19 protein-coding genes are annotated in these 23,374 nt (G+C 69.2%); 7 read left to right on the forward strand and 12 right to left on the reverse strand.

All coding sequences use genetic code 11. The annotated features are described in order from the left end of the window. Positions 1 to 17: 17 nt before the first annotated feature. The 4 genes from ACN28I_RS42630 to ACN28I_RS42645 are packed head-to-tail and all read right to left on the reverse strand — an operon-like array spanning position 18 to position 2,509. The gene (locus tag ACN28I_RS42630) at positions 18 to 737 is read right to left on the reverse strand and encodes an Imm52 family immunity protein (RefSeq protein WP_420947608.1); all 720 of its coding nucleotides are present in this window, start codon (positions 735 to 737) and stop codon (positions 18 to 20) included. Further along, the gene (locus ACN28I_RS42635) at positions 734 to 1,312 is read right to left on the reverse strand and encodes a Tox-REase-5 domain-containing protein (protein WP_420947609.1); all 579 of its coding nucleotides are present in this window, start codon (positions 1,310 to 1,312) and stop codon (positions 734 to 736) included. The genes ACN28I_RS42630 and ACN28I_RS42635 overlap by 4 nt, the downstream gene beginning before the upstream one ends. Beyond that, positions 1,281 to 2,078 (reverse strand): hypothetical protein, encoded by a 798-nt coding sequence (locus ACN28I_RS42640; protein ID WP_420947610.1) that lies wholly within the window; start codon positions 2,076 to 2,078, stop codon positions 1,281 to 1,283. Before ACN28I_RS42640 ends, ACN28I_RS42635 begins: the two co-directional genes overlap by 32 nt. Continuing rightward, positions 2,075 to 2,509 carry a hypothetical protein gene (locus ACN28I_RS42645; RefSeq protein ID WP_420947611.1) on the reverse strand — a complete coding sequence of 145 codons (435 nt, stop codon included), beginning with the start codon at positions 2,507 to 2,509 and terminating at the stop codon, positions 2,075 to 2,077. The genes ACN28I_RS42640 and ACN28I_RS42645 overlap by 4 nt, the downstream gene beginning before the upstream one ends. Before the next feature lie 177 nt (positions 2,510 to 2,686). Here ACN28I_RS42645 and ACN28I_RS42650 point away from each other — a divergent pair, with 177 nt between their 5' ends. Further along, on the forward strand, positions 2,687 to 3,226 hold the full coding sequence (locus ACN28I_RS42650; RefSeq protein WP_420947612.1) for a DUF2378 family protein: 540 nt from the start codon (positions 2,687 to 2,689) through the stop codon (positions 3,224 to 3,226). A gap of 570 nt (positions 3,227 to 3,796) precedes the next feature. Here ACN28I_RS42650 and ACN28I_RS42655 read toward each other — a convergent pair. Together ACN28I_RS42655 and ACN28I_RS42660 are read right to left on the reverse strand one after the other, a co-directional pair. Continuing rightward, on the reverse strand, positions 3,797 to 4,552 hold the full coding sequence (locus ACN28I_RS42655; protein WP_420947613.1) for a zinc-dependent metalloprotease: 756 nt from the start codon (positions 4,550 to 4,552) through the stop codon (positions 3,797 to 3,799). Positions 4,553 to 4,957: 405 nt separating this feature from the next. Further along, positions 4,958 to 5,713: a zinc-dependent metalloprotease gene (locus tag ACN28I_RS42660; protein WP_420947614.1), complete on the reverse strand. Its 756-nt coding sequence runs from the start codon at positions 5,711 to 5,713 to the stop codon at positions 4,958 to 4,960. A gap of 337 nt (positions 5,714 to 6,050) precedes the next feature. Here ACN28I_RS42660 and ACN28I_RS42665 point away from each other — a divergent pair, with 337 nt between their 5' ends. Beyond that, positions 6,051 to 7,229: a DUF6068 family protein gene (locus ACN28I_RS42665; protein ID WP_420947615.1), complete on the forward strand. Its 1,179-nt coding sequence runs from the start codon at positions 6,051 to 6,053 to the stop codon at positions 7,227 to 7,229. A 115-nt stretch (positions 7,230 to 7,344) separates the two neighbouring features. Here ACN28I_RS42665 and ACN28I_RS42670 read toward each other — a convergent pair whose 3' ends face one another. After that, positions 7,345 to 8,103 carry a zinc-dependent metalloprotease gene (locus ACN28I_RS42670; RefSeq protein WP_420947616.1) on the reverse strand — a complete coding sequence of 253 codons (759 nt, stop codon included), beginning with the start codon at positions 8,101 to 8,103 and terminating at the stop codon, positions 7,345 to 7,347. A gap of 292 nt (positions 8,104 to 8,395) precedes the next feature. Next, a complete protein-coding gene (locus ACN28I_RS42675; protein WP_420947617.1) occupies positions 8,396 to 9,985 on the reverse strand; it encodes a DUF4403 family protein in 1,590 nt (529 codons plus the stop codon). 166 nt (positions 9,986 to 10,151) lie between these two features. Between ACN28I_RS42675 and ACN28I_RS42680 the strand changes: the two genes are divergently transcribed. Then, complete coding sequence (locus ACN28I_RS42680) at positions 10,152 to 12,368, forward strand: M3 family metallopeptidase (protein ID WP_420947618.1); 2,217 nt, start codon at positions 10,152 to 10,154, stop codon at positions 12,366 to 12,368. An 80-nt stretch (positions 12,369 to 12,448) separates the two neighbouring features. On the opposite strand, the gene ACN28I_RS42685 is transcribed toward ACN28I_RS42680, so the two are convergent. Both ACN28I_RS42685 and ACN28I_RS42690 read right to left on the reverse strand, forming a co-directional pair. Continuing rightward, positions 12,449 to 13,045 (reverse strand): manganese efflux pump MntP family protein, encoded by a 597-nt coding sequence (locus tag ACN28I_RS42685; protein ID WP_420947619.1) that lies wholly within the window; start codon positions 13,043 to 13,045, stop codon positions 12,449 to 12,451. Positions 13,046 to 13,239: 194 nt separating this feature from the next. Further along, positions 13,240 to 14,604 (reverse strand): pyridoxal-phosphate dependent enzyme, encoded by a 1,365-nt coding sequence (locus ACN28I_RS42690; RefSeq protein WP_420947620.1) that lies wholly within the window; start codon positions 14,602 to 14,604, stop codon positions 13,240 to 13,242. A gap of 303 nt (positions 14,605 to 14,907) precedes the next feature. Here ACN28I_RS42690 and ACN28I_RS42695 point away from each other — a divergent pair, with 303 nt between their 5' ends. Together ACN28I_RS42695 and ACN28I_RS42700 are read left to right on the forward strand one after the other, a co-directional pair. Continuing rightward, positions 14,908 to 15,945 (forward strand): aminoglycoside phosphotransferase family protein, encoded by a 1,038-nt coding sequence (locus tag ACN28I_RS42695; RefSeq protein WP_420947621.1) that lies wholly within the window; start codon positions 14,908 to 14,910, stop codon positions 15,943 to 15,945. Between the two features lie 21 nt (positions 15,946 to 15,966). Further along, entirely contained in the window at positions 15,967 to 16,995 is a 1,029-nt protein-coding gene (locus ACN28I_RS42700; protein ID WP_420947622.1) for a sugar phosphate nucleotidyltransferase, read from the forward strand. Between the two features lie 3 nt (positions 16,996 to 16,998). Here ACN28I_RS42700 and ACN28I_RS42705 read toward each other — a convergent pair whose 3' ends face one another. Continuing rightward, positions 16,999 to 17,763 (reverse strand): Stp1/IreP family PP2C-type Ser/Thr phosphatase, encoded by a 765-nt coding sequence (locus ACN28I_RS42705; RefSeq protein ID WP_420947623.1) that lies wholly within the window; start codon positions 17,761 to 17,763, stop codon positions 16,999 to 17,001. 125 nt (positions 17,764 to 17,888) lie between these two features. Continuing rightward, entirely contained in the window at positions 17,889 to 18,245 is a 357-nt protein-coding gene (locus tag ACN28I_RS42710) for a DUF192 domain-containing protein (RefSeq protein ID WP_420947624.1), read from the reverse strand. A gap of 18 nt (positions 18,246 to 18,263) precedes the next feature. Between ACN28I_RS42710 and ACN28I_RS42715 the strand changes: the two genes are divergently transcribed. Both ACN28I_RS42715 and ACN28I_RS42720 read left to right on the forward strand, forming a co-directional pair. Further along, positions 18,264 to 18,767 carry a tRNA (cytidine(34)-2'-O)-methyltransferase gene (locus ACN28I_RS42715; RefSeq protein WP_420947625.1) on the forward strand — a complete coding sequence of 168 codons (504 nt, stop codon included), beginning with the start codon at positions 18,264 to 18,266 and terminating at the stop codon, positions 18,765 to 18,767. A gap of 33 nt (positions 18,768 to 18,800) precedes the next feature. Next, positions 18,801 to 23,312: a J domain-containing protein gene (locus ACN28I_RS42720; protein WP_420947626.1), complete on the forward strand. Its 4,512-nt coding sequence runs from the start codon at positions 18,801 to 18,803 to the stop codon at positions 23,310 to 23,312. Positions 23,313 to 23,374 lie beyond the last annotated feature (62 nt).

Raw genomic sequence — 23,374 nt, forward strand, 5'->3', positions numbered from 1 at the left:
TCGGACTCACGCGGCCTCTACGAGAGGACCGGGCGAAGTAAGTCTTTCGCATCCAATACCTCCTGGGCTCGGCGCCCGAGCGAAAGGTGCTGTGGATTGCATGCGCTCAAGCGCTCCGGTGCCAAGACCAGGAGCGTGCCCTTGTCCTCTACCGGCTCCGTTCGGACAGGCGGAGACATTGGAGGCACCTCCCCTCGCGCGCGCGACACGTAGGTGAGCCACCCCGCGAAGCCGCGCGGCTCTCTCTCGGGCCGAAGCGCCCACCGCCACTCGTCGCTGGATACGACGCCAAGGACAGGCTCCCACGCGAGCACCATGGCCCGCAGGACGTTCACGAGAACGGGCGTTGTCATCACGCGCGCGCCCTCTGGCTCGATTTCGGGCCATGGGAGGTACAGCACGCAACAATTTGGGTAGGCCCCGGATGCGTCCCCGCACGTGAGGCGCACCATGCTCCCACGTCCGTCGTCAACGTGCCCAGTCCAAGCCCCGAAGCTGAAGCCGTCCTTGCCGAGTTGGTTTTCCTCGCTCCGAAAGAAGCGCAGGAGGGTCTCGTAGTTCGGCGTGAACCCGCGCTGGAGCGCCTCCTCTGACGAGTCCGCCTGCTCATACCATTGACTAAAGATTTCGTCGCAGCGCGCGAGGAGGCGGAAGAAGGTCTCCGTTCGGCGAGCACACTCCTCCGCGGATTCGAGCCGGGCCGGCCAGTAGACGCCTGCATAGTAGCTCTCCGTCATGGGGCACCCCTCACCGCGGCTCCTTCGTAAACCACTTCGATGCCAAGAAGGCCGTCCTTCTCCAACATCTTCTTGAGAATCCCGACCATCTCCTCTTCCGCAACGTACCACCGGATAGGGACTCCATTCGCCACCCGGGTCTGGCGCCGGGCAGTCTCGAGGAGCTTGTTGGCGCCCCGGAAGTACCGCTTGGGATCGAGCTTGTCATCGTAGTGCTTGGCGTAGCTGAACGCCTTGCCGTCCTGCAGAACACCCTGCGAGATGCTGTAGCCGTCGAAGTCCGCCTTCTCTCCATTCCTCCAAACGCGGTAGACCCACCCCGGCGGCGCCCCCGTCACCTGGCATTGGTAGCAACGAGAGTCCTGCGACATGCTCTCGTTTGTCTGCTCCCACTTCCCAGGACCGCCGGAGGGAGGCCAGCCGCCACCGCCCTGCGCGCCCATGTTGGCCATGTGCAGAACGTAGGTGGCACTCAGCGCGTTTCCCGCTACTGCAACCGCTCCCCCGACAGGAACCGCGACCAGGCGCACCGCGAGAAGCCCATCACTCGAAAGCGACAGGAGCGGCACGCTCATACTCCCGACCTTTCCTCCCCAGGACGCGGCCTTCGCAGCCCCCGCCCCCGCGGTGCCCACCGTCAGGACAATCCCCGTCGCCAGCCGCGAGATCGTCCGTACCTTCTCCGCATAGGGCTTGTGGCGGAACTCTTCCCACAGCTGCGGAGAGCTTCTCGTAAAGCTGCCTCACCGCACCCGGGAGCTGTAGCAGCCCCTCGAGTGTCTCGTCCGTGTAGAAGACGAGCCGGTAGAGGCCCTCCACCATATCTACGACCGCGAGCACAGAGCCCTCGGCCAGCGCGAGCGCCGGGTTGTCGTCGGGCTCATATAGGCCCGCCGGCCGCGCCCCCTTCGGAACCTCGAGCTGCTGGTTCACCGGAAAGAGACGCTCGCCCTCTACGGCGTAGAAGGGACCCACCGCAAAGCGACCAGCCCGTAGCGTTCCGTCCTCGGCGAGCACAACCTGCCCCGCCTTCTGGACCGCTACTCCAGAGGTGGCCCTCACCAGGTATCCGTCTGGACGAAGCACCAGCAGCCGCGAAAAGCGCCGCATGCACGCGTGGAGCTCGTCCCTCGTCACCACCTTGTCCCCCGTGGCTACCTCCAAGAGCAGGTGCGCTGCCATGCGGCGCAGCCCGAAGTTACCCAGTGTCACCGGCGTGGAGAGCAGATGTGGCACGAGCTCCAGCGCTTGCTGCGGCGATAGCGTCCGCCCATCCCTGGGCAACGCGGTACTCGGGACGCCCGCCTGCGAGAGAAACCCCTGGAAGTAGTCGAGCGTCATGGGCACCTCGAAGGGCCGTCCGTCGCCCACTCCGTCCGGCCACCCAACGCCCTTGCGCGGCGCGCTCGATGCCGGGCCTGCCTCGGCTCCACGGGACCTTCGGCTGCGGATGCCACCACCGTGACGTCGGCCCCCGTGTCAGCGCTCTCCAGGTCCTCGTCGGCCCCATGGGCCCCCGTTACGGGCGCCGCCTGGGTGTGGCCCTTGTTCTCCTGTGGCCCAGGGGGGGGCCGCTGCACCCGCCACCGCTGGCGCCCGACCCCCAGGTTCCCGCCCAAGGGATGGCCCGTCGCGCACGCCGTCTGCAGCGCCAGGAGCACCAGCACCACCAGGCGCACCGCCATCCACGGCTCGTCCCACGACCTCCGCCGAGCCTCGAGCTGCGTACCGCCGCCTTCCCCCACCGCAAGACTCCGGTGCTTATTCGACATGCCGCTGGTCTCCCCCAGGAGAAACAGCCCTGAAGGATAGGGGGTAGGCCGGCCAACCCTTGCACGAAGCGGAAGCGGTGACAGGCACGGTCTCGCGCCGAGGCGAGCCACCGCCTCGAGGCTCGTGCCAGAATGGCGGCCTCCGCTCGCCCGCCTGTGTCCAGGAGTCTCCGCGCCGTGCCGACGCCCCGAGAGCCCCTCGTCTACGACGCCACCGTCGAGGCCATGTTCTCCCGTGCGCTGAAGGGACGCCTCAGCCCGAGGCTGAAGGCGCGCGTGAAGGAGGCGGGCATCGAGCTGGACGCGAAGTTGAAGCCGGCCTACCCGCGTGAGGTGTGGCTGCGCACGATGCGCCTGGTGGTGGCGGACCTCTACCCGGGCGTGCCCGAGGAGCGGGCCTGGTTCGAGCTGGGCGAGCGGATGGTGGACTCGTTCAGCGAGACGATGATGGGCCCCGCCATCGTGGGCGTCCTGAAGCTGCTCGGCCCCAAGCGGGCCCTGGGGCCTCAGCGTCCGGCGACGTCGTCGCTCCGCAGGTACTCGGACGCCTCGACAATCGCTTCCGCCGTCCAGCCCCTGTTGGCGCCGCGGCCCTTCTTGTCGCAGTCGCCGTCGGTGTGGATGCCCAGCAGGTGGCCTCGACGGGTGAGCACGCCCGCCCCGGAGCTTCCCGACGAGGGTGTCCAGGTCCGCGTAGTAGACGAGCCGATCACATGAGTCCAGGTACCTGCCCTCGGCGATGACCTTGGTCCGGCCCCGGGGATGCTGGATGATCGCCAACCGCTCGCTGGCCTGGGACGTCAGCAACACCGGCGTGACCGCGGGAAGCACGTCGGGCGCGATGAGCGCATAGTCGGGTTCGAGCGATTGCTCGAGGACCGTGCCCTCGGTCACCAGCGGGTCGCCGTCGGGATTGTCCTCGAAGTTGAAGACCAGCACCGACCGGTCCCCGCGCCCGACACAGTGGCCCGCGGTGAGCACCACCGGTCCCGCGCTCGCTTCAATCAGCGTTCCGGTGCAGCGTCCGTCGATCAGCACGACCGCGTCTTCGCTGCCGAGGACGTCGGAGAACTCACCCCGGTAGCTGTTGATGGGGGTGAAATCGGCGGTCGGGCCGCACTGCGAGAGGCTGCCCACCGGGAGACTGCCCACCTCCGGCTGCTTCGGATCCCCGCAGACCTGAGGATCCGCGGGCACCGTTCCACAGGCCAGAATGCCCAGGAGTGCGGTGCCCGCGAGGATGCGACCCCACGGGGTCATGAACGGACCGGGGGGGCGCACCATGTCTCAGTACAGGTAGTTCAGCGCGGTCCTGTCCGAGCTGGTCCACTCACCGGTCTCGGTGGAGCGGAAGCAGGCGTTCATGATGGAGCCGCCCACCGTGGCCGTGCTGGGCGTGCCGGGGATGAGGTTGGCGCCCACGCCGGCGGTGCCCTCGTTGCTGGCGGCGCCGCCGCAGCTGATGGCGCGGTTGTAGTAGTCCGAGTGACGGAAGCCGATGGCGTGGCCGAGCTCGTGGGTGATGACGTGCTCGTTCACGTCAACGCTGTAGCTGTTCAGGCCGGTGCCGATGTTGATGGTGCCGTAGGGCCTGCCGCCCGAGGGGAAGCCCGCGGAGCCGCCGGCGCCGGACATGGTCTGCGCGGTGATGTTCGCGGTGCAGCCGGTGCCGCCACGCTGGAAGGTGATGCGCAGCCCCAGGCCATTGTAGTTGGCGATCGCCAGGTCGAGGCCCTGGCTCAGGCGGGTGTAGCTGTTGAAGGTGGCGGTGGGGTTGATGCAGATCTTCGTCACGGCGGTGCCGACCAGATTGGTCGTGCTGTACTGCTCGGCGGTCGCCTTGTCGGTCTGCAGCATCTCGCGGGAAGCCTCGAGGGTCACGTGAGCGTCGTTGCCCACGTACACGGCCTCGCCGACGATCTGGATGTCGTCGGCGGGAAAGCCGGCCTCGACCAGGTTGGCGACGATTTCCTCGTTCTCGCTCTGGGGACCGCAGCCAACGAGAGCAACACCGGCCAGCAACGCCATGGAGAGCTTGCGCATGAGAGCTTCCTTTTCGGGGGACGACGGGGGTTGGACGCTGCCGCCTGGGACTTCAGCCGCGGCCGCGCGCCCCTTCCCCTCAGCAACCCTCGGGCCAGCTCCCGGACACACCTGAAAACAAGGACTTGGCTGGCAAGACCCGATTAGTCCTGGAGCACGGATGCACCCGCTGTCCTGGGACTTCTTGTAAAGAGTCCTGACGATTCCGGGTGAATCGTTTGTGGGCTCAACAGTTTGGGCGCACAGCACCCGCACCGTCCGAGTCTCGGACGGGGTGCTCAGCAATCGGACAGCGCGCCCAATGCACGGGCACCGCACGTCCACGGGCCAGAAGGCCGGGAGTCCGGTGCCCGCGAGAATGCGACCCCCTGCGTCATGGACGGAGCAGGGGGGGCGCACCCTGTCTTAGTACAGCGCGTTCAGCGCGGTCCTGTCCGAGCTGGTCCACTCGCCGGTCTCGGTGGAGCGGAAGCAGGCGTTCATGATGGAGCCGCCCACCGTGGCCGTGCTGGGCGTGCCGGAGATGAGGATGGCGCCCACGCCGGCGGTGCCCTCGTTGCTGGCGGCGCCGCCGCAGCTGATGGCGCGGTTGTAGTAGTCCGAGTGACGGAAGCCGATGGCGTGGCCGAGCTCGTGGGTGATGACGTGCTCGTTCACGTCAACGCTGTAGCTGTTCAGGCCGGTGCCGATGTTGATGGTGCCGTAGGGCCTGCCGCCCGAGGGGAAGCCCGCGGAGCCGCCGGTGCCGGACATGGTCTTCGCGGCGATGGTCGCGGTGCAGCCGGTGCCGCCGCGCTGGAAGTAGATGCGCAGCCCCAGGCCATTGTAGTTGGCGATCGCCGCATCCAGGCCCTGGCTCAGGCGGGTGTAGCTGTTGAAGGTGGCGGTGGGGTTGATGCAGATCTTCGTCACGGCGGTGCCGACCAGGTTGGTCGTCCGGTACTGCTCGGCGGTCGCCTTGTCGGTCTGCAGCATCTCGCGGGAAGCCTCGAGGGTCACGTGAGCGTCGTTGCCCACGTACACGGCCTCGCCGACGATCTGGATGTCGTCGGCGGGAAAGCCGGCCTCGACCAGGTTGGCGACGATTTCATCGTTCTCGGCCTGGGGACCGCAGCCAACGAGGGCAACACCGGCCAGCAACGCCATGGAGAGCTTGCGCATGAGAGCTTCCTTTTCGGGGGACGACGGGGGTTGGACGCTGCCGCCCGGGACTTCAGCCGCGGCCGCGCGCCCCTTCCCCTTAGCAACCCTCGCGCCAACCCATGAACACACGGAAAAACAGGGGGTTGGTTGACCGTGCAAGATTGTCCCTGGAGCACGGATGCACCGGCCGCTGGGGACTTCTTGTAAAAGTCCCTGACGTTTGATGGTGAAACATTTGAAGTATCAATCGTTTGAGTGCATAGCATCCAGGCTGTCCGAATCTCGGACGCCGTGCTCGCCAATCGGACAGTGTCTGGTGTGAATACACTCTGCGTGTATCAAGTCTCACATGCACATGCGCCACTCCAACCTCCCCCTCGCCGCGCTGCTGGGCGCGGCCCTGTCCGTCCTCCCGGGCTGCGAGAGCACGAAGTCGAGCAGCCCTTCTCCTTCCGACACCCAGGCCCAGGAGCCCGCGTCCATGCAGGCCGCTGACGCCTGGAAGCGCGCCCGCGTGGGCGACCGGGTCACCTACTCCTTCTCCGGGACGCAGAGCTCCGCGCCCCGCGGCGGCGGCTCCATGCGGACCCTGGGCGGTCAGGTGACGCTGGAGGTGGTGGCCGTGCAGCAGCCCTGGGTGTGGGTGCGCCTGGCCTACACCGACGAGGCCGGCAAGCCCCTGGCCCACGCGCGGCTGGCGCAGGAACTCCTCATCCCCGTGCGCGCGGACACGACGCGGCCGCTCGACGTGCCCCACGCGGGAGAGACGAGCGCCGAGAAGCCCTCCAGCGCGGGCCGCACCTGGGAGGCCACGCGCTACGTCAGTGACCAGCGCCCCGTGGACGGCCCGCTGAACACGCGCGTGTACGCCAACGCGCCGGGCCCGCTCTACCTCACCCGCGGCCTGCTCGACGCGAACACCACCCTCTCCGGCTTCGGTGCCGCGGGCGGCTTCCAGTTGACGCTGCGCGAGTTCCGCGAGGGCCCGGCCGGTGCCAATGCTCCCGTGCCCGCGCTGGAGCGGCCCCTGGGCCCGGGCGCGTACTACGACCGGAGCGTGGACGTGGGCCCCTCGCCCAGCGTGCAGCGCGTGTGCTTCGCCGCCGAGCGCGGCTTCCTCCTGCGCACCGAGGGCCCCGCGGACGCCGACACCGCCCCCTGCTCCGACTTCTCGCAGGCCCAGCCGGAGCCCCTCGAGGAGCTGCTGATGAGCCTGCCCTGGGAGGTGCTGTCCTCGGGGGAGTGGCCTCCCGCCGCCGCCGCGTCCGGCACCCGGGGCACCTTCACCGCGGAGGGCCGCACCGTGCCCGCCCTCATCGAGCAGCGCACCGAGAACGTCGAGGGCATCCAGCGCGTCTTCTCGGAGACCTACGCGGCCGAGCCGTGGGCCCCGGGCCTGGCGGGCCTGCCCCATGAGGCGCGCTTCCAGCCGCTCGCCAGCAGCACCGAGCGCGTCACCGCCGATGGCAAGCGCGAGCCCGAGGGCGGCACGCGGCTGGTGCGGTGGGGCTCGTGGCTCGGCGGCCGGAAGTAACCGCCGGAAAAGCAGCGGGCACCGGTCCACGGGCTGAAACGCCCGGGAGTCCGGTGCCCGCGAGGAGGAGAGCCCCCAGCGTCCTCGACGGACCCGGGGGCTGTCGCGCCAGCTCTCAGTAGAGGTAGGAGAGCGCGGTGCGGTCAGAGCTGCTCCACTCACCGGACTCGGACGAGCTGAAGCAGGAGTTCATGATCGACCCGCCGCGCGTGGCCGTGGTCGGCGTGCCGGGGATGTGGATGGCACCCACGTTGGATGCGCCCTCGTTGCTGGCGGAGCCGCCGCAGCTGATGGACCGATCGTAGTAGTCCGAGTGGCGGAAGCCGATGCAGTGGCCCAGCTCGTGGGTGATGACGTGCTCGCTCACGTCAATGCTGTAGCTCTGCAGCCCGACGCCGATGTTGATGGTGCCGTAGGGCTTGCCGCCCTTGGGGAAGCCAGCGGAGCCGCCGGTGCCGCTCGTGGTCCTCGCGGAGATGGTCGCGCTGCAGTCAGCGGCCGAGCCGCGCACCATGGTGAACTGGAGGCCCTGGCTGTTGTAGTTGTCGATGGCCAGATCCAGGCCCGCGCTCAGCGTGCTGTAGCTGTTGAACTGGGAGGTGGGGACGATGCAGATCTTCGTCACGGAGGTGCCGACGAGGTTGGTCGTCCGGTACTGCTCCGCGGTCGCCTTGTCGGTCCGCAGCATCTCGCGGGAAGTCTCGAGGGTCACGTGAGCGTCGCGCCCCACGTACACGGCATCCTCGACGATCTGGATGTCGTCAGCCGGGAAGCCGGCCTCGACCAGGTTGGAGACGATCTCGTCGTTCTCGGTCTGGGGACCGCAGCCAACGAGGGCAACACCGGCCAGCAACGCCATGGAGAGCTTGCGCATGGGGGCTTCCTTCTGAGGAGACTACAAGGGGTGGACGCTGGCGCCTGGAGGTTCCAGCCGCGCGCCCCTTGCCATGAGCAACCCTCGGGCCAACACCTGGACACATGGGAAAACAAGGGCTTGGGCGCGGTGTCCGAGCCGCCTCGGAGCACGGATATACCAGCCGCCCTGGGGCTCCTCGTAAAGAGTCCTGACGTTACCTGGCGAATCGTCCGTGGATTCGAAGGGTTGAGCGCACCCGTCCGGACTGTCCGATTCCCGGACGGGGTGCTCACGAATCGGACAGTGGGCCCTACCTCTTGCAGGGCAGGTACAGCCCGAGCTGCGCGTCCACCTGCACGTAGATGCGCAGGAAGCTCGGGTGGGGGTAGATGCCCGTCACCTCGGAGCGCAGCACCTGGCCGCGCACGCAGCCCAGGTCCTCCGAGAAGGTCATCTCGGTGGACAGCTTGTCCTTCACCATCGCGAGCCGCTCGGAGATGTCCACCCGGAGCGCCTGCCGGGCCTGGTCGCGGATGGACTGGTAGTCCAGGGCGAACTTGAGCTTCAGCAGCTCGCTGGCCGTGCCCGGGGTGATCTCCAGGTCGGGCACGGAGATCTGGTTGTCGAGGACGCGGGGATGGCCGGCGAAGAAGAGCTCGCCCGTCATCGGCACGGAGTAGCTGCCCACCTTGGCGTTGCCCCCCAGGTTCATCTTGATGACCACCGTGTCATCCGAGGGGTAGACCTGGGGATTCTCCATGTAGAGCTCCGGATGCGACTCGGAGAAATGGAGGCGGCCCTTCATGGAGGCCTCGAGCGCCTTGGAGAGCTCCTCGTAGCGGGCGGCCACGGGGATGACGACCTTGAAGGGGCCGGAGGGCAGGGTGGAGACGTTCTGCAGCAGGGGCATCGTCACCTGCGTGGCCACCTGCGTGGCCGGGGGCATGCCGGCGTCCACCCCGGTGCCGCCGTCGTTGCTCGTGGGGCCGGTGGTGTACAGCGCCGTCTGCGTGCCCGCGTCCGTGTCCGGGGTGCCGCCATCCGTCACGGTGTAGCTGGCGAACTGCGTGCTACCACCGGGGTTCGTGGCGGGGCTGGCCGCCTGGACTCCCGCATCCGTGGGCGTGCCGCCGTCCGTGCCGGTGGGAGCGGCGAGGCTCGCCACCGGGGTGCAGGGCAGCGTCACCGAGGGCATCACGACGATGCCGAGGTCCTTCTCGAAACCATCGGCGAGCAGGGTGGGGGCGGCCTCCAGGCTCGTCACCTTCAGCTCGGCGCAGGCCACCTGGCCGCCGCCCACGGGAATCTCGATGGGGCGGGCGAGCCGGGCGAAGGCACTGGAGAGCAGCGGACGCACGTCGAAGCGGAACTCGTCGAGTGTCTTGCCGATGAGCTCCTTGAGCTTGCCCTCGATGGAGCGGTTGACGGCATCCACGGGGCCCTTGGCCACCACCTGCACCTCGGTGGACTGCAGCAGCGCCTTGAAGTCCGCCGTCATCACGGGCTCGCCGGCGATGGTGACGGCGATGGGCATCTCGCGATCGCCCAGCATGTTGAAGCGGCCGTTGACGGTGACGCCCACCACGACGCGGCCGCGGTCGAACTTGAGCGTCAGCGGCTCGCGCTGCCAGGTGTAGTGCAGCGTCTGGCCGGCGAAGAGCTGCGCATCGCCCTCGCCCGAGCGCGGCAGGCTCTCGGCCATCTTCTTGAGGAGGGCCTCGCGGAAGATGGTGGCGTGGATGACGATGCGCGAGGGCGGCGGATCCGACACCGGGCGCCCACCGTTGGCGGCGGGCGGAGGCGGCTGCAGGGTCTGCGATTCGATACGCGGACCGGCGCAGGACAGGAAGGTGAGGGACGCGAGCAGCGCGGGGAGCGGACGGAAGCGCGAGTAAGCCATGGCGAGGAAATGCACCGCGAGTGTGGGCGCGGAGCATAGCCCAATCGTTCTACCTTCCTTAGCAGGGGGTGGGAAAGCCGGAGGGGGTCGACGGGAAGAAGCGAGCAGGCATGCTCGTTGGAGCAGGGATTTTCCGCAGTCAACCCAGTCTGGAGGCAGTTCCCACATGCGTAAGCTTCTCTTCGCCAGCGCGGGCGTGGCCGCGCTCGTGTCCGCCGGGTGCTCGACGGCCACCCAGGCGGTCCGCGAGGCCGCCCCGTCCGCCCCCGCCGCCCAGGAGGCCCCGGCGGCCCCATCCGAGGCCGCCCCGGTGGACAACCCGCTGCTGGCCCGGTGGTCCGGCCCGTACGGCGGCGTGCCCCCGTTCGACAAGGTCCGGGTCGAGCACTTCAAGCCCGCGCTCGAGGCGGGCATGGAGGAGATGCGCCGGGCCATCGCCGCCATCGCCCACAACCCGGCCGCGCCGGACTTCGAGAACACCATCGCCGCCCTGGAGGACGCCGGGCGGACCCTCGACGACGTGGAGACGCTCTATGGCATCTGGGGCTCGTCCATGAGCGGGCCGGAGTTCCAGGCCATCCAGCGTGAGATGGCGCCCCGGCTCGCGGCCTTCGCCGATGAGATCACCCAGAACGAGAAGCTCTTCCAGCGCATCGAGGCCGTCTACCAGTCGCCGGAGAAGGCGAAGCTGACGCCCGAGCAGCAGCGCCTGACGTGGCTGCGCTACACGAACTTCGTCCGCGCGGGCGCGAAGCTCGACGCGGCGGCGAAGCAGCGCCTGGCCGGCATCAACCAGCGCCTCGCCTCGCTCTACACCAGCTTCAGCCAGAACGTGCTGGCGGACGAGGAGGGCTACGTCGTCGTCCTCGAGTCGGAAGCGGACCTCGCCGGCCTGCCGGACTCCGTGCGCGCCGGGGCCGCGGCCGCCGCCGAGTCGCGGGGCATGAAGGGCAAGTGGGTCATCACCAACACGCGCTCCTCCATGGAGCCGTTCCTCACGTACTCGGCCCGCCGCGAGCTGCGCGAGAAGGTCTGGCGCAACTACGTCAACCGCGGGGACAACGGGGATGCCCGCGACAACAACCAGATCATCTCCGAGGTGCTCACGCTGCGCGCCGAGCGCGCGAAGCTGCTGGGCTACCCGACGCACGCGCACTGGCGGCTCGAGAACACCATGGCGAAGACGCCCGAGCGCGCCATGCAGTTGATGGAGGCGGTGTGGACGCCCGCCGTCGCCCGGGCCCGCGAGGAGGTCGCCGACATGCAGGCGATCGCCAACAAGGAAGGCGCGAAGCTGAAGATCGAGCCCTGGGACTACCGCTACTACGCGGAGAAGGTCCGCAAGGCGAAGTACGACCTGGATCAGAACGAGGTGAAGCCCTACCTGCAGATGGAGAAGCTGCGCGAGGGCATGTTCTGGGTCGCGGGCGAGCTGTTCGGCTTCTCGTTCACGCCGGTGAACGATGTGCCCGTCTTCCACCCGGATGTCCGCGTCTGGGAGGTGAAGGACAAGGCCAGCGGCAAGCACGTGGGCCTGTGGTACTTCGACCCGTACGCGCGGCAGGGGAAGCGCTCCGGCGCGTGGATGAACGCCTACCGCAACCAGGAGCGGTTCAAGGGCGAGGTCAGCACCATCGTCTCCAACAACTCCAACTTCGTGAAGGGCGCGCCGGGCGAGCCCGTCCTCATCAGTTGGAGCGACGCGGAGACCCTGTTCCACGAGTTCGGCCACGCGCTGCACGGCCTCAACTCCAACGTGACGTACCCGACCCTGTCGGGCACGGCCGTGGCCCGGGACTACGTGGAGTTCCCCTCGCAGCTCCTGGAGCACTGGCTCTCCACGCCCGAGGTGCTCAACACGTACGCGCTGCACTACCAGACGGGCAAGCCCATCCCCGCGGCGCTGGTGGCGAAGATCGAGAAGGCCTCCAACTTCAACCAGGGCTTCGACACGGTCGAGTATCTGTCGAGCGCCCTGGTGGACATGAAGCTGCACCTCGCGGGCAGCCAGCAGATCGATCCGGACGCGTTCGAGCGCGACACGTTGGGGGCGCTCGGCATGCCGAAGGAGATCGTCATGCGGCACCGCACGCCGCAGTTCGGCCACGTGTTCGCGGGGGACGGCTACTCGGCGGGTTACTACAGCTACCTCTGGTCGGACACCCTCACGGCGGATGCCTTCGAGGCCTTCACCGAAGCCAAGGGCGCCTATGACCGGACGGTGGCCGAGCGCCTGCGCAAGAACATCTTCTCCGTGGGCAACACGGTGGACCCGGCCGAGGGCTACCGGAGCTTCCGCGGCAAGGAGGCGGGCATCGACGCGCTGATGCGCAAGCGCGGCTTCCCGGTCCCGGGCGCGGCGAAGAAGAAGCCGGCGAAGTGAGCGGAGCCGGGTGGTAGGCCGGGGCCGGAGACCGCTGCGCATTCAGCGGCTTCCGGCCTCGGTGCTTCGTGGGGCGTTCCTCAGCCGGCGGAGAGGTGCTCGATGAGCGTCTTGGTGCCGATGCCGATGAGGACGAGGCCTCCGATGATGTCGAGCTTGCCCTCGAGTTTCTCACCGAACCGGCGGCCGACACTCACGCCCAGCAGGCACAGGGCGAAGGTGACTCCGCCGATGATGGCCGCCGCCATCACCAGCCGGACCTCGAGCACGGGCAGGGTGATGCCCGCGGCGAGCGCGTCGATGCTGGTGGCCAGGGCCATGAGCGTGAGCGTCCCCATTTGGAATGGGTTGCGCTTCGAGGGCGGGTCGTCCGGCTTCGGCGCGTCGGGTACGCCCGGGTGATGGTGGGTGATGGCCTCGTGGATCATCTTGGCCCCGATGCCCCCGAGCAGCACGAAGGCCAGCCAGTGGTCCCAGGCGGAGATGGTCTTCGCGAACTGCGAGCCCAGCGCCCAGCCGATGACGGGCATGAGCGCCTGGAAGAGGCCGAACATGAAGGCGAGCAGCAGGGCGTCTCGTGCCCGGACACGCGCGGCCGCGAGGGCACTCGCGATGGACACGGCCATGGCATCCATGGCCAGTCCCAATGCGAGCAGCAGCAGGGTCAACAGCGACATGCGGTCCTTTTGCCCCATACCCGTGACGCGCGGAAGCGTCATGACGGGGTGGGTGCCGGGAATGGACCCTCGGGGCCCGCGGTGGCCCGGATGCACGAAGGCCCCAGGTTCTGGCGAACCCGAGGCCCTCGATACCCTCACCCCGTCCCTCTCCCGGGGGGAGAGGGGAGTTGGGCGCTGTGTTCAGCGGGTGGTCACGCCGCCGTGCGGTGCATGTACTCGATCAGGTCGATCTTCGTCACGATGGCGAGGATCTTCTCGCCCTCCTTCACCACCGCCACCTTGTCCTGATTGAAGACCTCGCGCAGCCGGTTGAGGCTCGTCTCCGGCGACACCACGCCCTGCAGCGGCGCCACGATGCTGTCGATCGTGTCCGCGAACTTCGCCTTGCTCGCCACCAGCGCGTTGAGCAGGTCGTACTCGTGGATCATCCCCACCGCGCGCCCGTCCTCGCTCATCACCGGCATCTGGCTGATGCCGTGCTGGCGCATCGCCTCCACCACCTGGTCCACCCGCTGGCCCTTGCGCGCCGTGATCACCGCGCGCTTGCCATTCAGCAGATCGCGCACCGTGCCCGCGCCCTTCTCCTCCGCGAAGCCGTTGTCGCGCATCCACTCGTCCGAGTGGAACTTGCTGACGTAGCTCATGCCGGTGTCCGGCAGGACGACGACGATCGTCTTGCCCTTGCCCACTTCCTTCGCGAGCTGCACCGCCACGTGCACCGCCGCGCCCGCCGAGCCTCCCGCGAAGATGCCCTCCTCGCGCGCCAGCCGCCGCGCCGCCACGAAGCTCTGGCGGTCATCCACCTGCCGGATGTCGTCCACCACCTTGAAGTCCATGGCACCGCACAGCATGTCCTCGCCGATGCCCTCGACCTTGTACACGTGCGGCTCGGTCAGCTTCCCCGTCTTGAAGTAGCCCTCGTACACCGAGCCCTCCGGGTCCACGCCCACGTTCTTCAGGCCCGGAATCTTCTCCTTCAGGAACTTGCCCGCGCCGCTCATCGTGCCGCCCGTGCCCAGACCCGACACGAAGTAGTCGATCTTCCCGTCCGTCTGCTCGTAGATCTCCGGACCCGTCACCTTGTAGTGGGCCTCGATGTTGTCCGGGTTGTGGTACTGGTTGAGCATGAACGCGCCCGGGGTCTCCCGGTGCAGCCGCTTGGCCGTCTCGTAGTAGCTCCGAGGATCCTCCGCCGGCACGTTCGTCGGCGTCACCACCACCTGCGCGCCCATCGCCTTCAGGCGGTTGATCTTCTCCAGCGACATCTTGTCCGGCATCGTGAAGATGCACTTGTAGCCCTTCACCGCCGCCGCCAGCGCCACGCCCATGCCCGTGTTGCCGCTCGTGTTCTCCACGATGGTGCCGCCCGGCTTGAGCTTCCCCTCCTTCTCGGCCTTCTCGATGATGTAGAGGGCCATGCGGTCCTTGATGGACGCGCCCGGGTTCATGAACTCGCACTTGACCAGCACGGTCGCGTCGTTGGGCCCTACCAGCCGGTTGAGCTTCACCAGGGGCGTGTGGCCGATCGCGGAGAGGATGTTGTCGTGGATTTCCATCTGAAGCTCTCTTGGGGGAAGGAGAAACCGGCGCCCTTATAACTGCCCCGGTGATGCCGGTCGACCTCGTCCGGCTGCCCGCCCCCCTCTTCAGGGGAACACCTCCGTGCCCCTCGCGCTTTCCGACACGGTGCGGCGAAGCGGGGCTCCGGACAGCAGGCGGCCACTCGGGCCCCGGGTTCCTCCTGTCGGGCATACGACCGCTCGTGAAATGACTCCGCACAGGAGCTTTGACCCGGCTGCTCGGCACTCCCATACTCCCGCGCCTTCTTTCACGGACCACCCCAGGAGAAGCGTCTACTTATGGAAATCGAGGCCGCGCTGCGCGACCAGGTAGGGAAGGCCCTCGGCCGCCCCGTGTCCCAGGCCCCCATCAAGAAGCTCAAGGGTGATGCGAGCAACCGCTCGTACTACCGCGTCGGGACCGCTCCCGAGAGCTGGGTGGTCATGGTGATGCCCCTGGATGCCTCGAAGAAGAGCGAGGAGGCTTCCAAGGGCGAGCCGCCCAAGGAGCTGCCCTTCGTCAACGTCCACCGCTACCTGGAGAAGCTGGGCATCCGCGTGCCGCGCATCCTCCGCTTCGACGAGCCGGCGGGGATGATGGTGCTGGAGGACCTGAGCGACGTCACCTTCGAGGCGGCGCTCGAGGGCGGCAAGAACAACCAGGCCCTCTACACCCGCGCGGTGGACCTGTTGGCCCGCATGCGCGCCCAGGCCGAGCGGCTGCCCGACCCGGACTGCCTCGCCTTCACCCGCGCCTTCGACGAGGACCTCTACGACTGGGAGCTCCACCACTTCCGCGAGTGGGGCCTCGAGGTGTGGAGCGGCAAGAAGCCCACCGAGGCCGAGCGCGCCGAGCTGGACCGCACCTTCCGCGACATCGCGAAGCAGCTCGCCGCCGCGCCCCGGGGCTTCACCCACCGCGACTACCAGAGCCGCAACATCATGATGAAGGACGGCGAGCTGGTGGTCATCGACTTCCAGGACGCCCTCCAGGGCCCGCGCCAGTACGACCTGGTGGCCCTGCTGCGCGACAGCTACGTGGAACTGGACCGGGGCTTCGTGGACACGATGCTCGACCGCTACATCGCCACCTTCGCCGAGGTGACGGGCGAGCGCATCGAGCCGAAGTCCTTCAAGGCCTTCTTCGATCTGCTCACCATCCAGCGCAAGCTGAAGGACGCGGGCCGCTTCGAGTTCATCAACCGCGTGAAGGGCAACCCGGGCTTCCTGGTGTCCATCCCGGCTTCGCTGCGCTACGTGCGCGATGCGTTCGAGCTGCGGCCGGAGCTGAGCGGGCTGCGGAAGCTGATTGCGAAGTACGTGCCCGAGGTGGGCTGACAGGAAGGGGAGGGGCGGCACATGAAGGCAATGGTCCTCTGCGCGGGGCTGGGTACGCGCCTGCGTCCGTTCACCGAGCGCTGGCCCAAGCCGGCGATGCCGTTCCTCGGGCAGCCGCTCTTCCGCTACCACCTGGCGGTGCTGCGGGCCGCCGGAGTGCAGGGGGTGGGCATCAACACCCACCACCTGCCGGACGTCATGGCGGCCACCGCCCGCGCCGAGTGCGCCCGCGTGGGCCTGCCCCTGCACGTGGTGCACGAGCCCGTCATTCAAGGCACCGGCGGCGGCATCCGGGGCCTGCGCGACTTCCTCGCGGGGGATGACTTCATCGTCTTCAACGGCGACATCCTCTTCCCGGTGGACCTGCGCCCCGTGGTGGCGGCGCACCGGGCCTCGGGCGCGGCGGCCACCATGGTGTTGCTGCCCATGCCCGAGAGCGAGAAGTACGCCGCGGTGGAGATGGATGCGGAGCGCCGCGTGCGCCGCATCGCCAGGTTCGGGCCCGGAGGCGAGGGGCTCTCGCCCTGGCACTTCACGGGCGTGCACGTCATGTCCTCGCGCGTCTTCGACTTCATGACGCCCGAGGGCCCCGAGGACATCAACCGCGACGTCTACGTGCGGATGATGGAGGCGGGCCTCACCGTGCGCGGCGAGGTGGTGCGCTCGTACTGGTCGGATCTGGGGACGCCCTCGCGCTACCTGTCCACCGTGCGCGATGTGCTCTCCGGACAGGTGCCCCTGGAGGGCCTGGGCACGGATTCACCCTTCGCCTCGGCGCCTCGGGCGCAGGGGAATTACTGGGCGCATCCGTCCGCCCGCGTGGGTGGGGCCCAGGTGACGGGCCCGGCGCACCTGGATGCGGGCTGCTCACTGGCGGAGGGGGTGCGCGTGGGCGCCTCGGTGTCCGTGGGCGCGCAGGCCCGCGTGGGCGCGGGAGCCCGGCTCGAGCGCTGCGCCATCCTGGAGGGGACCGAGGTGGCCCCCGGCGAGGAGCTGACCGAGGTGATGGCCTGGGGGGCACACCGGGTGCCCGCGCCGCTCACCCCGTGAGACTCAGTTGGCGTGGAAGCGCGCCAGCACGCAGGTGACGTTGTCGTTGCCGCCCGCCGCGTTCGCCATGTCGATGAGCTGCGAGCACGCCTTCTCCAGCTCCGACGTGCGCGTGAGCAGCTCCTGGATCTGCGGATCCGTCACCATGCCGGACAGCCCGTCCGAGCACAGCAGGAAGATGTCGCCCTGCTGCGCCTCCACCTTCGCCACGTCCACCGCCACCGTCTCCTTCATCCCCAGCGCGCGGACGATGACGTTCTTGTGCGGGAAGTTCTCGATCTCCTCCGGCGAGAGCTTCTTCGCCTTGAGGTAGTCGTTGAGCAGCGAGTGGTCCTCGGTGACCTGCCGCAGCACGCCCTGGCGGAAGTAGTACACGCGGCTGTCGCCCACGTGCCCCACGTACGCCGCGGCGTGGGTGAAGTGCACCGAGACGATCGTCGTCCCCATGCCCTTGTACTTCTGGTCCGCGCTGGCCTTGTCGAAGATGCTCTTGTTCGCCAGCTTGATGCCGGTGGCCAGCCGGTTCTCGTCGTAGTTGCGCCCCTTGTCCATCTTGAAGGGCCAGGTGGCGTCCTCGTCGCGCGACGTCATCCGGAAGAACTCGGCCAGCTCCTCCACGGCGATCTTCGAGGCGATTTCACCGGAAGAGTGTCCGCCCATCCCATCGGCGACACAGCACAGGTTCTCGTCGGTCAGAATGAGGTAGTTGTCCTCATTGTGGTTCCGCTTCATCCCGACGTGGGTGTAGCCAGCAACCTCGATGCGCATGCTCGCGGAGTCTCCAACATGTCCAGGAGGGGGCCGTGGACGGGGGGGCAGGTTAACAAAGCGCGGCGAAGAGGGTCAAAACCCCGGCAGCCCGGAAGGTTGCCCTCTTCACTCCCATTCGGGGTTCAAACCACCGGCTCGAAGACGAGCCGGTCGCCTTCCTGGGTGCCGCTCGCCTGGAGGGTCCCCGCCGGCAGCTCCAGCACCGACTTCGCCTGGAAGTACACCGAGGTCGCCCGCCAGGGAGGCAGGGCCAGGAACTGCTTGACGATGACCCCGTCCCGGTCGAGGAAGGCCACGTCGATGGCGATGCGCATGAAGAAGGTATGAATGGAGTTGCAGGGCTCGATGTGCAGCCCCTCCCCGAAGGCCAGCGACCGCCGGCCCATCAATCCCACGAACCGGTCCGCGAAGGACTCGGCCCGCTCGGCGCGGTCCGCCAACAGCCGCTGCCGTGTCACATTGTTCACCTTCAGGCGCATGAAGCGCCTTCTACCCCAATGCTCCAGCCCCTGGCGCGCCCCTTCCACCTCGTCCTCGTCTCCCCGCAGATTCCCCCCAACACCGGCAACATCGCCCGGTTGTGCGCCGTCACCGGCTGCCGCCTCATCCTCGTGGAGCCCCTGGGCTTCTCCATCGACGACCGGCACCTCAAGCGGGCCGGGCTGGACTACTGGGACAAGGTCTTCCTGAAGCTCTACCCGGACTACGACGCCTACCTGGCCGAGTGGCCCTCGGCCAGGCGCTTCCTGTTCTCCGCCCGCGCCGCTACATCCCTGTACGCCGCCCGCTTCGAGGAGGGAGACCACCTGGTTTTCGGCTCGGAGACGCAGGGGCTGCCCCCGGACATCGTCGGGGGAGGCTCGGGCACGGCCGTCACCATCCCCATGCTGCCCGAGCGCCGCAGCCTCAACCTGTCCACCGCGGTGGGAATCGCCGCCTACGAGGCCCTGCGGCAGGTGGAATTCGGCGCGGCGGGCGGGCGGGCAGGCACGCCGAGTTGAGGGGAGGGGCGGAAGGACTACACTGGGGGCCGCATGCCCCCCTCGCAGGTCGCCGAGACGCTGTACTCCGCCCACAAGTCCCGCTCCACCGGCCGGCTCACGCTGCACGCCGGTGGGCGTGAAGCGCTGCTGTTCCTCCAGGGGGGTGACCTGGTGGGGACGCGGTTGGGCTTTGGATTCCAGACGCCGGTGCAGGCGCTGATGCAGGCCGGCCGCATCCGCGCGGAGCTGCTGGATGCGCTGTGGGCCCGCGAGAGCGCGGGCGCGCCGGACGAGGAGCTGCTGGAGGAGCTCGGGCTGGCGCCGGACGCGGTGGCGGAGCAGCAGGTGCTCGCCGAGGTGCGGCGGTTGAGCCAGTTGGCCGAGCGCGCCGCCTTCGAGGAGGGTGGGGTGGAGGCGATGTTCCGCCCCATTCCGGGGACGCGCGTGGTGCGCGCCGCCCTGGAGCCCGCGGGAGCCGAGGCCCCGGAGCCCCGCATGTACCGCTGCGAGGACCCGGGCGCGTGTGCCCCGTGGGTGGCCAGCGCGGAGGAGATGGCCCTCCTGCTGAAGCTGGCGGACTTCCAGCGGTTGGACGCGCTGAAGCCCGCTCAGGAGGTGCTGCTCCACGTCCTCGAGCGCGAGGGCTTCGTCGAGTCGCTGTCCATCGCGGCCTGGGAGGCTCGCGAACAGGCCCGGCGAGAGGAGGAGGCCCGGCGCGAAGAGGAGGCCCGGCGGCGCGCGGAAGAGGAAGCCCGGCGATTGGCCGAGGAGGCTCGTCGCGCGGAAGAGGCGCGGCTCGCCGAAGAGGCGCGGCTCGCCGAAGAGGCGCGGCTGGCCGAGGAGGCTCGGCTGGCCGAGGAGGCACGGCTCGCCGAAGAGGCGCGGCTGGCCGAGGAGGCACGGCGCGCGGAAGAGGCTCGCCTCGCCGAAGAGGCTCGGCTTCGGGCGGAAGAAGAGGCGCGACTGGCCGAAGAGGCTCGCCTCGCCGAAGAGGCGCGACTGGCCGAGGAGGCCCGCCTCGCGGAGGAGGCACGGCGCGCGGAAGAGGCGCGGCTCGCGGAAGAGGCGCGGCTCGCGGAAGAGGCGCGGCTCGCGGAAGAGGCGCGGCTCGCGGAAGAGGCGCGGCTCGCGGAAGAGGCGCGGCTCGCGGAAGAGGCTCGCCTCGCGGAAGAGGCTCGGCTTCGGGCGGAAGAAGAGGCACGGCGCGCGGAAGAGGCTCGCCTCGCGGAAGAGGCTCGGCTGGCCGAGGAGGCACGGCTCGCCGAGGAGGCACGGCTGGTCGAGGAAGCCCGCCGCCGAGCGGAAGAAGAGGCGCGTCTTGCTGAGGAAGCACGTCTAGCTGAAGAGGCGCGGCGTCAGGCGGAAGAAGCTCGCCTTGCCGAGGAGCGACGGCTGGCCGAAGAGGCTCGTCTCGCTGAAGAGGCCAGACTCGCCGAGGAAGCCCGCCTTCGAGCGGAAGAAGAGGCTCGTCTCGCCCAGGAAGCTCGTCTGGCGGAAGAGGCGCGGCGCGCAGAAGAGGCACGGCTGGCGGAAGAAGCCCGTCTGGCGGAAGAGGCTCGCCTTGCTGAGGAGCGGCGGCTGGCTGAAGAGGCCAGACTCGCCGAGGAGGCACGGCTGGCTGAAGAGGCCAGACTCGCCGAGGAAGCCCGCCTTCGGGCGCAAGAAGAGGCGCGTCTCGCCGAGGAAGCTCGTCTGGCGGAGGAGGCACGTCGCGCGGAAGAGGCCCGGCTGGCCGAAGAGGCTCGCCTCGCCGAGGAAGCTCGTCTGGCGGAGGAGGCACGTCGCGCGGAAGAGGCCCGGCTGGCCGAAGAGGCTCGCCTCGCCGAAGAAGCTCGTCTGGCGGAGGAGGCACGTCGCGCGGAAGAGGCCCGGCTGGCCGAAGAGGCCCGGCTGGTCGAGGAAGCCCGCCGCCGAGCGGAAGAAGAGGCGCGTCTTGCCGAGGAAGCACGTCTAGCTGAAGAGGCGCGGCGTCAGGCGGAAGAAGCTCGCCTTGCCGAGGGGCGACGGCTGGCCGAAGAGGCTCGTCTCGCGGAAGAGGCTCGTCAGGCGGAAGAAGCCCGCCTCGCTGAGGAGCGACGGCTGGCCGAAGAGGCTCGTCTCGCGGAAGAGGCTCGTCAGGCAGAAGAAGCCCGGCGCCGCTCGGAAGAAGAGGCACGGCAAGTCGAAAAGGCTCGGCTCGCCGAAGAGGCTCGTCGCGCAGAAGAGGCCAGACTCGCGGAAGAGGCTCGGCTGGCCGAAGAGGCTCGTCTCGCTGAGGAGCGACGGCTGGCGGAAGAGGCCCGGCTGGCGGAAGAGGCACGTCACGCAGAAGAGGCCAGACTCGCCGAAGAAGCTCGTTTGGCGGAAGAGGCCCGGCTGGCCGAAGAGGCCCGACTGGCCGAAGAGGCCCGACTGGCTGAAGAGGCACGTCGCGCGGAGGAGGCTCGCCTCGCGGAAGAGGCCAGACTGGCCGAAGAAGCTCGCCTTGCTGAGGAGCGACGACTCGCCGAAGAGGCTCGCCTTGCCGAAGAGGCTCGCCTTGCCGAAGAGGCTCGCCTTGCCGAAGAGGCTCGCCTTGCCGAAGAGGCTCGCCGCCGGGCAGAGGAAGAGGCCCGTCTCGCGGAAGAGGCACGGCTGGCGGAAGAGGCACGCCTTGCCGAAGAGGCCCGTCGTGCCGAGGAAGAGGCTCGCCGCGTAGAGGAAGTTCGACTAGCTGAAGAAGCCCGGTTGGCCGAAGAGGCTCGTCTCGCCGAAGAGGCTCGTCTCGCCGAAGAGGCTCGTCTCGCCGAAGAGGCCCGGCTCGCCGAAGAGGCCCGGCTCGCCGAAGAGGCTCGCCTCGCAGAGGCCGCACGTCTCGCCGAGCAGCAGCGCCTTGCCGAGCCGCAGCAGCGGCGCATGGGGGAGGTTTCCCAGCTATCGGACGTGGCCTTCTTCGCCGAGGCGGCCGAGCTGCAGGATGGAGAACTGATCCTCACCGGTTCGCCGAGCGAGCCCGTGATGCCCGCGCGTCCTCCTGGAGTCAGCTATCTCGCGGGAGCAGCCGCTGCTCCTGTGGCGGCGGGCATGCGGACCGGCACTCAGTCCGAGGCCTCGATTTCCGAGGTCGCGCCCACCTCCGAGGTCTGGTTCGACGCGGTCCCCGCCGAGAGCACCGCGGAACTGCCTGCGCAGGAGGACACGGACGGTATCCGCCTCGCGCGTGAGCAGGCCGACGCCGCGCTGATGCAGGACATGCAGGAGGCCATGCGGCGGGCGGGGCCCACTCCTCCCGAGCCGTGGCTCATCGACGAGCCCGCTCCAGCCCCCGCGCCGGTGGCTCCCGCGTCCGTGGCCTCCTCGCCCCAGGTCCCGGTGGGCGAGATGAGCGCCGATCTGGACTGGGGCGACCTCGTGGCTCCCGAGCCGCCGGCACCCGTCGTGCCTGCCCCGGTGGCACCTGCTCCAGCGGCGCCTGTCCGTGCCGCGCCCGTTCCCGTGGCTCCGGCCCCCGCGGCACCTCCCATGGCCGCGCGCCCGCCGCCCGCCGCGCCTCCTCGGGCCGCTGTTCCTCCGGGCCTCCGTTCACCCGCCGCCAGCGCGCCGGCCCCCGTTCCCCCGGGCCTCCGTTCACCCGCCGCCAGCGCGCAGGCTCCCGCCGCCCGGGGACCGGCACCTGCTTCCAGTGCACCGGCTCCAGCGGCTCCCGTTCCCCCGGGCCTCCGTTCGCCCGCCGTGCGCGCCGGTGCGTCCGCGCCCGCGCCTGCCGCGCCCGCCCCCGCCGCGGCTCCCGCTCCGGCGCCTGCCGCCGCTCCCATGCAGCCACTCCGGCTGGGGCCGGACGCAGCCCGTCCCACGGGGGACGATGACCTCTGGCGTATCGCCTTCGACAACGCCCCCTCCGGCGAGGTCCCTGGCGACATCAACGCCTCCTTCGAGGCCGCGTTCCAGCAGGTGGATGCCCACCTGGAGTCTCTCGTCCGCCCGGACGTCCCCCAGCAGGCGGCTGCCCCGGTCCCGCCCGTCCTCACGCCCGCTGCCCCGGCGCCCGCGCCTCCTCCGGCCACGGCCAGGTCCAACACGCCCGACGCGTGGGACGACCTGCCCCTCGGTGAGGATGATCTGGCGGATGAGCCCTCCGACGAGGCCGCGAAGGCCCGCCGTCAGGCCCTGCTCCAGCGGGCCATGGAGCTCGGTTCCCGTCCCGCTCCGGCCCCGGATGCTCCCGCGTCGGCTCCGGGTGCGCCCGCCCCCGTCAGCTCCGAGGAGCAGCAACTCGCCCAGCTCGCCGAGCTCATCGAGAAGCGCTACGAGGACGTGCAGGCGAAGCGCGACCACTTCTCCATGCTGGGTCTCCCCATCGACCCGGAGGTGAAGAAGGAGCAGGTGAAGGCCGCGTTCCTCGGGCTCGCCAAGCGCTTCCACCCGGATCGCCTGCCCCAGGCGCTCTCCGAGCTTCGCGCCCAAGATGACCGCCGTCTTCGAGGCCATCCGCGACTCCTACGAGGTCCTCTACAACGACACGCAACGCGTGGCCTACCTCCAGGAGCTGCGCACCAAGAGCGCGGCGCAGGCGAGCGCCAGGCCCTCGGGAATCGACCCGAATGATCTCTTCAAGATGGGCGAGGTCTTCTTCCGCAAGCGGGACTTCGTGGCCGCGGCCGAGCACT

Origin of the sequence: Archangium gephyra (assembly GCF_049060025.1) — a bacterium.
In the GTDB taxonomy this organism is placed as follows: Bacteria; Myxococcota; Myxococcia; order Myxococcales; family Myxococcaceae; genus Archangium; species Archangium gephyra_A.

What these genes read in the sequence shown, in the direction of transcription:
- ACN28I_RS42630 (WP_420947608.1), bottom strand. Translation starts at nt 737, where the DNA reads ATGACGGAGAGCTACTATGCAGGCGTCTACTGGCCGGCCCGGCTCGAA.
- ACN28I_RS42635 (WP_420947609.1), bottom strand. Translation starts at nt 1,312, where the DNA reads ATGAGCGTGCCGCTCCTGTCGCTTTCGAGTGATGGGCTTCTCGCGGTG.
- ACN28I_RS42640 (WP_420947610.1), bottom strand. Translation starts at nt 2,078, where the DNA reads ATGACGCTCGACTACTTCCAGGGGTTTCTCTCGCAGGCGGGCGTCCCG.
- ACN28I_RS42645 (WP_420947611.1), bottom strand. Translation starts at nt 2,509, where the DNA reads ATGTCGAATAAGCACCGGAGTCTTGCGGTGGGGGAAGGCGGCGGTACG.
- ACN28I_RS42655 (WP_420947613.1), bottom strand. Translation starts at nt 4,552, where the DNA reads ATGCGCAAGCTCTCCATGGCGTTGCTGGCCGGTGTTGCTCTCGTTGGC.
- ACN28I_RS42660 (WP_420947614.1), bottom strand. Translation starts at nt 5,713, where the DNA reads ATGCGCAAGCTCTCCATGGCGTTGCTGGCCGGTGTTGCCCTCGTTGGC.
- ACN28I_RS42665 (WP_420947615.1), top strand. Translation starts at nt 6,051, where the DNA reads ATGCGCCACTCCAACCTCCCCCTCGCCGCGCTGCTGGGCGCGGCCCTG.
- ACN28I_RS42670 (WP_420947616.1), bottom strand. Translation starts at nt 8,103, where the DNA reads ATGCGCAAGCTCTCCATGGCGTTGCTGGCCGGTGTTGCCCTCGTTGGC.
- ACN28I_RS42675 (WP_420947617.1), bottom strand. Translation starts at nt 9,985, where the DNA reads ATGGCTTACTCGCGCTTCCGTCCGCTCCCCGCGCTGCTCGCGTCCCTC.
- ACN28I_RS42680 (WP_420947618.1), top strand. Translation starts at nt 10,152, where the DNA reads ATGCGTAAGCTTCTCTTCGCCAGCGCGGGCGTGGCCGCGCTCGTGTCC.
- ACN28I_RS42685 (WP_420947619.1), bottom strand. Translation starts at nt 13,045, where the DNA reads ATGTCGCTGTTGACCCTGCTGCTGCTCGCATTGGGACTGGCCATGGAT.
- ACN28I_RS42690 (WP_420947620.1), bottom strand. Translation starts at nt 14,604, where the DNA reads ATGGAAATCCACGACAACATCCTCTCCGCGATCGGCCACACGCCCCTG.
- ACN28I_RS42695 (WP_420947621.1), top strand. Translation starts at nt 14,908, where the DNA reads ATGGAAATCGAGGCCGCGCTGCGCGACCAGGTAGGGAAGGCCCTCGGC.
- ACN28I_RS42700 (WP_420947622.1), top strand. Translation starts at nt 15,967, where the DNA reads ATGAAGGCAATGGTCCTCTGCGCGGGGCTGGGTACGCGCCTGCGTCCG.
- ACN28I_RS42705 (WP_420947623.1), bottom strand. Translation starts at nt 17,763, where the DNA reads ATGCGCATCGAGGTTGCTGGCTACACCCACGTCGGGATGAAGCGGAAC.
- ACN28I_RS42710 (WP_420947624.1), bottom strand. Translation starts at nt 18,245, where the DNA reads ATGCGCCTGAAGGTGAACAATGTGACACGGCAGCGGCTGTTGGCGGAC.
- ACN28I_RS42715 (WP_420947625.1), top strand. Translation starts at nt 18,264, where the DNA reads ATGCTCCAGCCCCTGGCGCGCCCCTTCCACCTCGTCCTCGTCTCCCCG.
- ACN28I_RS42720 (WP_420947626.1), top strand. Translation starts at nt 18,801, where the DNA reads ATGCCCCCCTCGCAGGTCGCCGAGACGCTGTACTCCGCCCACAAGTCC.